Annotated in this window: 12 protein-coding genes; 6 read left to right on the top strand and 6 right to left on the bottom strand. The window is 35.4% G+C overall.

Annotated elements, in window-relative coordinates; genetic code table 11:
• Positions 1-274: 274 nt before the first annotated feature.
• The 4 genes from QJV49_RS01610 to QJV49_RS01595 all read left to right on the top strand — a co-directional run bounded on the left by QJV49_RS01610 (position 275) and on the right by QJV49_RS01595 (position 4,716).
• The gene (locus QJV49_RS01610; protein ID WP_225511499.1) at positions 275-1,063 is read left to right on the top strand and encodes a dihydroorotate dehydrogenase electron transfer subunit; all 789 of its coding nucleotides are present in this window, start codon (positions 275-277) and stop codon (positions 1,061-1,063) included.
• A gap of 71 nt (positions 1,064-1,134) precedes the next feature.
• A complete protein-coding gene (locus QJV49_RS01605; protein WP_225511498.1) occupies positions 1,135-2,070 on the top strand; it encodes a dihydroorotate dehydrogenase in 936 nt (311 codons plus the stop codon).
• A 220-nt stretch (positions 2,071-2,290) separates the two neighbouring features.
• Positions 2,291-3,016 (top strand): orotidine-5'-phosphate decarboxylase, encoded by a 726-nt coding sequence (gene pyrF / locus QJV49_RS01600; protein WP_225511497.1) that lies wholly within the window; start codon positions 2,291-2,293, stop codon positions 3,014-3,016.
• Between the two features lie 143 nt (positions 3,017-3,159).
• Positions 3,160-4,716 (top strand): LPXTG cell wall anchor domain-containing protein, encoded by a 1,557-nt coding sequence (locus QJV49_RS01595; RefSeq protein WP_225511496.1) that lies wholly within the window; start codon positions 3,160-3,162, stop codon positions 4,714-4,716.
• A 141-nt stretch (positions 4,717-4,857) separates the two neighbouring features.
• Here QJV49_RS01595 and rsmG read toward each other — a convergent pair whose 3' ends face one another.
• The 6 genes from rsmG to QJV49_RS01565 all read right to left on the bottom strand — a co-directional run bounded on the left by rsmG (position 4,858) and on the right by QJV49_RS01565 (position 9,534).
• A complete protein-coding gene (gene rsmG / locus QJV49_RS01590; protein ID WP_225511495.1) occupies positions 4,858-5,574 on the bottom strand; it encodes a 16S rRNA (guanine(527)-N(7))-methyltransferase RsmG in 717 nt (238 codons plus the stop codon).
• Positions 5,571-6,530: a polyprenyl synthetase family protein gene (locus QJV49_RS01585; protein ID WP_003131090.1), complete on the bottom strand. Its 960-nt coding sequence runs from the start codon at positions 6,528-6,530 to the stop codon at positions 5,571-5,573. Before QJV49_RS01585 ends, rsmG begins: the two co-directional genes overlap by 4 nt.
• Positions 6,521-7,051 carry a Gx transporter family protein gene (locus QJV49_RS01580; RefSeq protein WP_225511494.1) on the bottom strand — a complete coding sequence of 177 codons (531 nt, stop codon included), beginning with the start codon at positions 7,049-7,051 and terminating at the stop codon, positions 6,521-6,523. Before QJV49_RS01580 ends, QJV49_RS01585 begins: the two co-directional genes overlap by 10 nt.
• Complete coding sequence (locus QJV49_RS01575; RefSeq protein WP_225511493.1) at positions 7,048-7,455, bottom strand: NusG domain II-containing protein; 408 nt, start codon at positions 7,453-7,455, stop codon at positions 7,048-7,050. Before QJV49_RS01575 ends, QJV49_RS01580 begins: the two co-directional genes overlap by 4 nt.
• A gap of 70 nt (positions 7,456-7,525) precedes the next feature.
• Entirely contained in the window at positions 7,526-8,467 is a 942-nt protein-coding gene (galU, locus tag QJV49_RS01570) for a UTP--glucose-1-phosphate uridylyltransferase GalU (protein ID WP_225511492.1), read from the bottom strand.
• A 41-nt stretch (positions 8,468-8,508) separates the two neighbouring features.
• The gene (locus QJV49_RS01565) at positions 8,509-9,534 is read right to left on the bottom strand and encodes an NAD(P)H-dependent glycerol-3-phosphate dehydrogenase (RefSeq protein WP_225511491.1); all 1,026 of its coding nucleotides are present in this window, start codon (positions 9,532-9,534) and stop codon (positions 8,509-8,511) included.
• Between the two features lie 191 nt (positions 9,535-9,725).
• Between QJV49_RS01565 and QJV49_RS01560 the strand changes: the two genes are divergently transcribed.
• Together QJV49_RS01560 and QJV49_RS01555 are read left to right on the top strand one after the other, a co-directional pair.
• On the top strand, positions 9,726-10,352 hold the full coding sequence (locus tag QJV49_RS01560) for a 5-bromo-4-chloroindolyl phosphate hydrolysis family protein (protein ID WP_010905895.1): 627 nt from the start codon (positions 9,726-9,728) through the stop codon (positions 10,350-10,352).
• A 143-nt stretch (positions 10,353-10,495) separates the two neighbouring features.
• Positions 10,496-11,674 (top strand): toxic anion resistance protein, encoded by a 1,179-nt coding sequence (locus QJV49_RS01555; protein WP_003131084.1) that lies wholly within the window; start codon positions 10,496-10,498, stop codon positions 11,672-11,674.
• The last annotated feature ends 94 nt before the right edge of the window (positions 11,675-11,768 follow it).

Here is an 11,768-nt window from a genome sequence, read left to right as displayed (position 1 = left end):
AAGTCCAGAGAGGCTTGCAAGGATACGGAAAATTTAATTTGGCTTACTGACAGCTTAAAGATGAACTTTTTTAGCGCATTTATTCTGTCAGTAAATTACCAGTTTTTTAGTACACTTGTTCTTCTCTTACAAGTGTTTTTTTGTGTCAATTAAGGAGTTGTCAGTAAATCTGCACTTTCTGTCAGTAAAATGCGATTAACATGAGCATTTTATCGATGAATAAAAGAAGGTTCAGTAAGCTGTAGCTTCTGTCCGAATAAAGAATGGAGAAATAATGCCTAAGTTACAAGAGATGATGACGATTGTCAGCCAACGTGAGGTTGCTTCTAATATTTTCGAGATGGTTCTTAAAGGAGAGCTAGTAGAAGAGATGGATTTGCCGGGACAATTTTTACATCTTGCGGTGCCTAATGCTAGTATGCTTTTACGTCGCCCAATCTCTATTTCCAGTTGGGATAAAGTCGCAAAAACTTGTACGATTCTTTATCGAATTGGGGACGAAACAAGTGGAACTTATGAAATTTCAAAATTACAAACAGGTGCAAAAATTGATGTAATAGGCCCACTGGGAAATGGTTTTCCAGTAGATGAAGTAGTTTCGACTGATAAAATTTTAATTGTCGGCGGAGGAATTGGAGTTCCGCCTCTCTATGAATTGGCCAAACAACTTGAAGAAAAAAACTGCCAAATGACCATTTTGCTAGGTTTCGCTTCTGAAAAGGTCAAGATTTTAGAGAAGGAATTTGCTGAACTAAAAAATGTAAGCTTGAAAATTGCAACTGACGATGGCTCTTATGGAACAAAAGGTCATGTTGGGATGCTGATGGAAGAAGTTGATTTTGAAGTTGATGCTCTTTATACTTGCGGTGCGCCAGCCATGCTCAAAGCTGTTGCAAAAAAATATGACCAGTTGGAACGACTTTATATTTCAATGGAAAGCCGGATGGCTTGTGGAATCGGAGCATGTTATGCTTGCGTTGAACATGATAAAGAAGATGAGAATCATGCCCTTAAAGTCTGTGAAGATGGCCCTGTATTTTTAGGAAAACAACTATCACTATAATTGGAGTACTCTATCGGCATAAAAAAATCATCAGTAGAGCTGATGATTGTCACAAAAAATTAGGAGAAAAAATGACCGAAAATAATTGTCTATCAGTAAAATTACCCGGACTTGATTTAAAAAATCCAATCATTCCAGCTTCAGGTTGTTTTGGCTTTGGTGAAGAATATGCCAAATATTATGATTTGAACAAATTAGGGTCAATCATGGTCAAAGCAACAACCCTTCATCCTCGTTTTGGCAATCCAACACCCCGTGTGGCTGAAACAGCGAGTGGCATGCTTAATGCAATTGGACTACAAAATCCAGGATTAGAAGTGATAATGGCCGAAAAATTGCCTTGGCTCAATGAAAATTTTCCAGACCTTCCGATTATTGCCAATGTAGCTGGTTCTGAGGAGGATGATTATGTGGCTGTTTGTGCAAAAATTGGAGATGCACCCAATGTGAAAGCCATTGAATTAAATATCTCCTGCCCTAATGTTAAACACGGTGGACAAGCTTTTGGGACAGATCCAGATGTTGCAGCTGCGCTAGTCAAAGCTTGTAAAGCGGTCAGTAAGGTGCCTTTGTATGTGAAACTTTCACCCAACGTGACCGACATTGTTCCGATTGCAAAAGCAGTTGAAGCTGCTGGAGCAGATGGATTGACAATGATAAATACACTGATGGGTGTACGTTTTGATTTGAAAACACGAAAACCTGTTTTAGCAAATATCACAGGTGGATTGTCGGGTCCTGCAATTAAACCAGTTGCACTCAAACTCATTCATCAAGTGGCTCAAGTAGTTGACATTCCAATCATTGGAATGGGCGGGGTTGAAAGTGCTCAAGACGTTTTAGAAATGTATATGGCAGGAGCTTCAGCCGTTGCCGTTGGCACTGCCAATTTTGCTGACCCATTTGTCTGTCCAAAAATCATTGAAAAATTACCAGAGGTAATGGATCAATATGGAATTGATAGCTTAGAAAACTTGATTCAAGAAGTTAAAAACTCAAAAAAATGATTTTATTATTAGCTAAAATTACTGACAGCCTGTTTAATCATTCTGTAAGTAAAATGCGACCAAAGCGAGCATTTTATCGATAGCTAAAAGAATTGTCAGTGGAACTGATAATTCTCTCGTTCGTTAGCGACCAAAGCGAGCATTTTATCCATAGCTAAAAGAATTGTCAGCGGAGCTGATAATTCTATCATTAAATATTTAGAAAAAGGAAGTAGAAAAAATGCAAGAAAATAGACCTGTCATTGCCCTTGATTTCCCTGAATTCTCAGACGTAAAAGATTTTCTCGAAAAATTTGATCCGTCAGAACAATTGTATATTAAACTAGGAATGGAACTTTTTTACACGGCTGGACCCCAAGTCGTTTACTATGTAAAATCGCTCGGTCACAGTGTATTCCTTGATTTAAAACTCCATGATATTCCAAACACCGTTGAATCCTCAATGCGTGTTTTAGCACGTTTGGGAGTGGATATGGTTAATGTTCACGCCGCTGGTGGTGTTGAAATGATGGTTGCAGCTAAACGTGGTTTAGAGGCCGGAACGCCAGTTGGACGGCAAAGACCAAAATTAATTGCGGTCACACAATTAACCTCAACTTCTGAGGAAATTATGCAAAATGACCAAAAAATTATGACTAGTCTTGAAGAATCGGTTATTAATTACGCACAAAAAACCGCTCAAGCAGGACTTGACGGTGTCGTTTGTTCGGCACATGAAGTTGAAAAAATTAAAGCAGCGACATCGAAAGAATTCATTTGTCTCACACCAGGAATCCGCCCAGAAGGTGCAAGTAAAGGCGATCAAAAACGAGTAATGACACCTAAAGAAGCAAGAACAATTGGTTCAGATTATATTGTTGTCGGCCGTCCAATTACCCAAGCAAAAGATCCAGTAGCTAGCTATCATGCGATAAAAGCAGAATGGAATCAAAATTTACTTTATTAATCCCTCACATAAGACTTTCTGAGATTAGGAAGGTCTTTTTTAGTGAATAAAAGCACTATTAAAATAACAGAAAATTATATCGTTTTGTATATAATTAAAACAATGAGATAATTGTATTATTAAAATTAAAGGAGGAATTTACCATGAAGAGTAAACAAAACAAAAATAGTTTTCTTCAAAAAACGATTAAGGCGGCTGTTCTAGGACTAGTCTTATCTGGAAACATAAAGGGGGCTGGAAAAATTATTGTTAAGGCAAATGAAACCTCTAATAATATTTTTTCGTCATATCAAGCTGATTTACCTCCCCCAAATATGGACGGCATTCAGTTTTTAAGTGACACCATTCATTTCAACCAAATCTTAACAAGTAGGATGAGTGGTACGCTGGAATGGACTCTTGAAGATGAAGCTTCATTTAGGGATACAATCAATTTCTATAATAACGACTTGGTAGTCTATAACGAAAAACTGGCTCAATTTGTAGAAAATAAACTCGCTTACGAAAAGAATAAAAACGAGATAACCCAAGCGGAGGCCACAGAAAATATTCAAAAAATAAAAGAAGAATATGAGGACTTACTAATTGTTTACCAGATATTACTAGATGTTTATAATGACCTCCTATCCATAAAAGAACAAAGAGAGCTCTACTTTGGACCGAATGGAGATATTACAGCATGGATTCTAGCTCAGATGGGCTACGATTATCAGTCAAATCAATTCTATCAAGTTAACTATAGTTATGAGCCCTCTGTTTGGCGGAGAATATATGAAAGTGAGGAATATGATTGGTCAACCAAAGGATTTGCAGATATTTTTGAAATGAGTATCTCCCCTGTAGGAGATACAACCGGTAAATTTCTTCCCTCCTTTTGTGCCTATCTTGGCTCCAATGCTTTTGCAGGTGAAGGAGCTGGAAATACTGGAATAGGCTACCATTTGGATGTCAATCCTTTTGATAATAATTTCTCTTCGCAGGGTGGGAGAGATATGACAGAAGAGCAGTACAATAGTATTATTAGTGCCTACAATTACATCTATGATACTTATGGCCAGTTAGATGGAGAATTCAGAGTGGTTACACAAATGGTAACTTGGATGTTACTAGATAATGAATTTACAATGGAAGTAATCCAAAAAGGATCAGGTGGTAGTTTAGAGCTAATTGAACAAAATGGTCATAATCCTCAGTATGGTGGTTTAACTGAGTATGAAATTGAGCTCATTCAAAACGTATTGTCTGCTATCGCAGGAGGCTATGAAGGAAGAGGGCAAATCTATTCATTCCTTTACCTTGTAGGAGTCGGGGAAGATAATTTGACACTCTCAGATCCAATGGAAGCTCAACCACAAATTGTACCAATTTTCACTGTTGATGTTCCAATTATTAGTGAATTTGAAATTCCAAGAATAGCTACAATGGAAATAACATTACCAGAGCCAGAACCGGAACCGGAACCAGAACCGGAACCGGAACCAGAACCAGAACCAGAACCAGTACCAGTATCAACACCAGAGCCAGAGCCAGAATCAAAATTGGTCGAGACAGAAAAAAATCAGAATAATGTAGAAAAGAAAAAAGTAAAAAAAACAAAATTACCAAAAACTGGAGAAAATCAAAGGAAATATCTCTTCCTCTCAGGAGTAGGAGCGGTAGCACTTAGCGCAGTTTTACTAGCAATGAAAAGGAGAAAATAGGTTTATGGATTTGAATTTAATGAAACAAAATAAACCAATTAAAAGTTAAAAAGCTATATTTATATAAATATAGCTTTTTAATATTATAAAGTATGTGATAGAAGTGAATGAAGGACGAGGGAGTTCATAGATCCTAGTAAATTATTTTATTGGATTTTTCGCAGGTGTTCCAGCTTTACGCGGGTATTTTTTAGGAGTTTCTTTTTTCTTTTCAATAAGGGCAATATGGCGCTCGTCACCGTTAGGCAATTCATAAGCGACTTCTTTTATAAATTTTCCGCCAAGTGTAGCAATTGCCTTTTTAGCATCATTTAATTCTTCTTCAAATTGAGCAGCTTTTAATGACAATAAAAAGCCATTTTTCTTAAGAAAGGGAATCGTAAATTCAGTTAAAACAGAAAGTCTGGCAACCGCACGGGCGGTAACATAATCAAAAGTTCCACGATAATTAGCATCCTGACCAAAATCTTCAGCTCGTCCGTGAAGTAAAGTCACATTTTCGAGGCCTAATTCCTCTGTCAGTAAACTTAAAAAATTAATTCGCTTATTGAGAGAATCAATGATAGTCACTTTTAATTCAGGGAAAATAATTTTCATTGGTAAGCTAGGAAAACCAGCTCCAGCACCAATATCCAAAATGCTAACAGGTTGGTCAGTGATCAATCCATATAAAATTGGTGCAATAGAATCATAAAAATGTTTTAAATAGACTTCATTTTTTTCAGTAATTGCTGTTAGATTAATTTTTTCATTCCATTCAACCAAAAGTTCAAAATAGCGTTCAAACTGTTTGATTTGTTTATCAGAGAGTTGAATATCAAATTCTGTCAGTGCTGACAAAAATTCATCAGGGGTCATAAAGTTCGCTCCAAAAGTTTTCTAGTAATTTCAGCAATCAGCTCACGATTTTTACCTTTTGGTAATTTATCAATTAAATTTAATGCTGAAAGAGTGTAAGATTTTGCAAGTGCTTTGGTTTTTTCAAGGGCATCAGAAGTTTTAATAAAATCATAAACTTCATCAAATTTTTCATTTTTAATTAATTCAGAAACAAGAGCATTGTTTTCCTGTAAAGCAAAGAGAACAGGCGCAGAATAAATGCCTTGTTTAATGTCTTCAAGTACCGGTTTGCCAAGCGTTTGAGCAGTTGATGCATAATCTAAATAATCATCCATAATTTGGAAAGAAATCCCAATATTCATTCCGATTTTATAAGCTCGTTTGGTCAATGTATTATTTTTAGAAATTAAAGGAGCAACAGAAGCAGAAAGTGCAAAAAGTTCTCCCGTTTTTCCTGAAATATTTTCAATATAATCATCTAAAGTTTGTTGAAGATTAAAATGATGATTAAGTTGACCAAGCTCACCACCTAATAAACGCTCAATTGAACCAATATTTTTGGTTAAATTTGATAATTCTAATGAGTGTTCAGACATTAGACGAAAGACAGCAATAAATAAATAATCCCCAGCATAGACAGCAATTTCTGGTCCATATTTAGCTGACAAAGTAGCTACGCCACGCCGTGTGTCTGCGTGGTCAATGACATCATCATGAACTAAAGTCGCTGTATGCATCATTTCGACAGAAGCCGCAAGTGCCAACCTTTCACTTTCAGAAAGATCAGTAAATCCTGAAAATAAAAGTAAATAAGCTGGACGCAACATTTTTCCGCCCGCATCAAATATATCAAAAATAGCCGATTTAACATCTGAATTTTTGATGGTAACGTGGCTTTTCATTAATTGTTGAACTTGAACCAATTCTTTTTCAAGCTCTGGATAGTCTTTCCAAAAGTTATTTTTTAAGTCCATTGTTTACTTTCTTTAATAAATAGTTCCTGAATGGGTTTCACACGTTCGATTAATTGATTTCCAGCAATGCCAATTGCGAAACCGGCTAGTATTCCAAAAAAGGCAAGCCAGGGCAAATAAAGCATGACAGAAGTAGTTTTAGCTAAAAGGGAAGCCATTGCCAATTGTCCAAAATTATGGAAAAATCCACCAACAGTCGAAATTCCAATCATCGAGACCAGTTTTGGACCAAATTGTTTCATCAAATACATGGCTAATAGAGATAAGATTCCGCCTGCAAAAGAGTAAAGAAAAACGGAAAAACCAGTAAAAAGTGCTGTAATTAATAGACGTAGAATTTGCATGACCCAAACTTGTCGCCATCTTAGAGTAAAAACTGCAATAATCATTACCAAATTAGCAAGGCCAACTTTAGCTCCAGGTGCAAAAGCAAAAAAAGGAGGTAAAGAGCTTTCAATAATTCCCATAACTACCGCAGCAGCTGTTAATAGAGAAACATAAACGTATTCTTTAATATTCATACTTTATAATCCACCTGTTCATCCTTTTGACCATTCATAACTTCAATCACTAAATTATGAGGTAAACAGACGATAGTCTCTCCAGTCTTAGAAATATAGCCCCTTTGGACGTCAATTTGGTCTTTACAATTAGCTTCGACAACCGCAATTTCACCATTTTTAACTTGTATTTTATTATAATCGCCATCTTTATCACGGTAGGTCCAAGTTTGATTTTTATTTAAATCAAAAGTTTTAATCACCTTACCACTAATTCTTAGTTCGGCCTGAGCTCCCTTGGAACCAGCGGCGAAGAAGAACAAGGTTGAGAAAGAAGCGATGAACAGTAGGAAAATAATAACAAAATCAAGCGGTTTTGTCTTTATGCTTTTAAAAAAATTAACCGTGTTTTTAAAGAAGTTCATTAAGGTTAATTATAGCAAAATTAATGAAAAAATTCACGAAATCAAAAAGAAAAAGCCTTTCGGCTCTTTCTTATTTTTTAGTGACATTTTTTGACTCATCTTTAGAAAGCTCTTTTGCTTTTCCAATGATGTAATTTTTCAAATCCGCACCGATTTGTGGGTGTTCTAAACCATATTCAATTGTTGTTTCAACAAAACCAAGTTTATCACCAACATCATAACGTTTTCCAGTAAATTCATGAGCAAAAACGCGTTGTGTTTTATTCAAACGTTCGATAGCATCAGTCAATTGGATTTCATTTCCAGCACCAGGAACTTGTGTTTCTAAAACATCAAAAATTTCAGGAGTTAAGAGGTAACGACCGATAATTGCAAGGTCAGAAGGAGCTTCATCGACATTTGGTTTTTCGACAAAACGTTCAACATTGTAAAGTCCTTTAGAAACTTCACCGTTAGGGTCAATGACACCATATTTATCAACATCATCGTGAGGAACTTTCATGACTGCAATTGTTGAAGCGTGAGTTTTTTCATAATCATTGATTAGGTCTTTAGTTAAAGGAGTTTCATTTCCGGTAATATTCATCAAGTCATCACCAAGCATGACTACAAAGGGTTCATTTCCAACAAAAGCTTTAGCTTGAAGAACGGCATGCCCCAATCCTTTTGGATGAGATTGACGGATAAAGTGAAGATTAATATCTGTTGTTTCTTCAACAAGTTTAAGTAATTCTGTTTTTCCTTTTTCAAGCAAATTTTGTTCAAGCTCAATGTTTGAGTCAAAGTGGTCTTCAATTGGACGTTTTGCTTTACCAGTAACAATCAAAATATCTTCGATTCCTGATTTCAAGGCCTCTTCAACGATAAATTGAATAGTAGGTTTGTCGACGATTGGTAACATTTCTTTGGCAATGGCTTTAGTTGCTGGCAAAAAGCGAGTTCCAAGACCGGCGGCAGGAATAACAGCTTTACGTACTTTTCTGACTTTAGATGGAATAGTGTTTTGTTTCATGGATAATAACTCCTTTATTTTAGATAAATCGTATTTACTTTTTATTTATTATTAATGAATTCATTTTCGGCACGAGTTTCGCGGCGCATGATATCAAGAATTCCAGTTTTTGCATCTAGATTTTCATAGAGAACTTTGTAGATTGTTTCGGTAATCGGCATATCGATACCTAGCTGTTGAGCAAGTTCAAAAGCAGCTTTAGTGGTTGAAACACCTTCAATAACCATTCCCATATTTTTTTCAATATCAGCTAACTTTTCGCCGCGACCAAGAGCATCACCGGCACGCCAGTTTCGTGAGTGAATGGAAGTACCTGTTACAATTAAGTCACCAACACCAGACAAACCGCTATAAGTTAAAGGTTCAGCTCCCATTGCCACACCTAAGCGAGTAATTTCGGCAAGGCCACGTGTAATGATTGCTGCTTTAGCATTATCACCAAAACCAAGACCATGAAGAGCACCAGCACCTACTGCAATAATATTTTTAAGGGCTCCAGCTGTTTCAACACCAATAACGTCAGTATTAGTATATAAGCGGAAGTAGTCATTGCTAAAAATTGCTTGAGCGTATTTCGCTTCATCATGATCTTTAGAAGCTGCAGAAATCAAAGTAATATCACGAACAATCGTTTCTTCAGCATGAGAGGGACCAGAAACAACTACAATTTCACCTCGCAGTTGAACAGGAATTTCTTCTTCAAGAATAGTAGAAATTCGCTCGTGAGTTCCTTGCTCAAGCCCTTTAGAAGCGTGCAGGATGTGCACTTTATGCTTTAGTACTTCAGCAACTTGCTTTGCAACCAAGCGTGTCACTTTAGTTGGTACAACAAATAAAATGGCATCAACATCTTCTAAAGCTAAATCTAAACGATCAAACGCTTTTATTTTTTCATCTAGAACAACATCTTTAAAATAGCGTGTATTTGTATGATTTTCATTGATTTCAGCCATTTGCTCCGGGTTATTTCCCCAGATACGAACTTCATGACCATTATCATTAAGAACTTGTGAAAGTGCAGTTCCCCAAGAACCTGGACCTAGAACTGCAATTTTTTGTGGATTCATAGAAATGATCCTTTCTTTCGTTTTGGTTTCCTTTACATTTTAACATAAGCAAGAATAAAAATCAGCCCTAAGTATGATTTAGGGTTCAAATATTATGATAAAATAGAGATATATCCGAAAGGTTATTCTTAAAAATGAAATTTAAAAATTAGAAACTTGTGAGAACAGGACGCAAGCGGGAGGAAAAAAATATGCCAGTCAGTTTATTTATGAATCATCAGGATATGATGTTCGGTTATGGTCATCTAGGAATCGTGAATGTGATTTTTGGATTAGTTCTCTTTTTCTTAATTATAAAAATGATTATCGGAATTAGTTTTATGCGAAAAAACCCCGATGAAAGAGAAGAAGGATATAAGGATAAAGGAATGAGCAAAAAAGAAAATATTGAACGTTACCACGAAGCAGGACTTTCAGATACGGATATTAAAATTTTCCGTGAAAATTTGTCAGAAGCCAAAGAAAATATCAAAACTTGGGAAAAATTACTGAAAAAAGAAGATGATTTACAAGTTGTTGAATCAGTGACAGGTGGTTTAGAAGCCAGCAAACAAACGTTTAAATATATTGTTCAAAATCCACAAGAACTCACAAAACAAAATGAGTTTCTATATAAAGACTTGCCAAATATGGTCAAACTGTCTGAGAAATTCATTGAGATGAAGAAACAGTCAGTAAGAACAGAAGAAATCAATCGTGATTTAGATGAAACCTTACTTTTGATAAAAACACTTTCACATTCAATTTCTAAAAACTACCATGAAATTTTGATGGACGATGTCAATGTCATCAAACATCAAGTTGATTTTGACAAATAATTTTACTGACAGACATTTTAAAAATTCTTGTCAGTAAAACTGATGATTCTGTCAGTAAAAAACAAATATTCCTGTCAATTTTGGCAGGAATCATTTATAATTAAAAGTAAAGAAATATAAGTATAGCAAAGGAAATTAAAGATATGGATAATCCAATTTTAGATGATTTGATGACCAATGATAAAGTCATTAAAGAGGCAGAGCAATTAGATGAACAACAAAAGTCAGAAATTGTAAAAATGCACGAAAAAGCCTCTTTAGCAGCAGTAGAAGTTCTTTCTACTGAAGAATTAGAAAAAGCAAAAGAATTATCAAAACAGTTGGATGAATCAAGTGCTCAATCTGTCATTAACTATGGAGCAAGTGCCCAAGATAAAATTTCTGCTTTCTCACAAAGTGTCTTAAATAAAGTTCAGGCACAAGATTTGGGCGAAGTTGGTTCTTCACTGACAGATTTGATGTTTAACTTACAACAAGCCAATCCAAACGAGTTGGTTGCTGAAAATAAAGGGATTTTTACCAAAATGTTTGGTAAAGTTAAACGTTCAATTTTTGAAGTGACGCAAAAATACCAAAAAATTGGAGCAGGTATTGACAAAATTTCTGCAAAATTGAACAATGAGCAACAAGGACTTTTGCAAGATAATGAAATGCTCGATAAACTTTATGATGAAAACTTGAATTATTTCAAGGCTTTGAATGTTTATATTGCTGGTGCTGAATTAAAAGTCCAAGAATTAGATACAGAAATTATTCCGCAAGCTCGAAAAGAAGCTCAAGATTCTACTGACAATGCCTTGATTGTTCAAAAAGTGAATGATTTAGAATCATATAAAAATCGCTTAGAAAAACGAGCTCATGACTTGCGTCTTGCTCGTCAGTTGACAATTCAACAAGCCCCACAAATTCGTCTCATTCAAAATACCAATCAAGAATTAGCTGAGAAAATCCAAACTTCAATTAACACTGCCATTCCACTATGGAAAAATCAGGTTGCGATTGCTTTGACCCTCTTAAAACAAAAAGATGCTTTGACAAGTCAACGTATTGTTTCAGAAACAACCAACGATTTGTTGCGTAAAAATTCAGAAATGCTTAAAGCATCAACAATTGAGGCTGCAACTGAAAATGAACGTGGTTTAGTAGATATTGAAACATTAAAATTAACTCAACAAAACTTAGTTGATACTATTCAAGAAACCATGAGAATTCAGGCCGAAGGACGTCAAAAACGTCAACAAGGTGAGGTTGAACTTTCTAAAATGGAAGAAGAAATTAAAGAAAAATTGTTACAATTATCAAATAATAAACAATTAAATTAAATTTAAAAATTACTGACAGAAATTGAGCGCTATTTTCATCTGCTAAAGAATGATTTGTATAGACTCAGGTAAAATCTGTCAGTCATTTTTTATG

Origin of the sequence: Lactococcus sp. NH2-7C (genome assembly GCF_029953655.1) — a bacterium.
GTDB lineage: Bacteria > Bacillota > Bacilli > Lactobacillales > Streptococcaceae > Lactococcus > Lactococcus lactis.
This window is presented reverse-complemented; position numbering and strand designations above follow the sequence as displayed.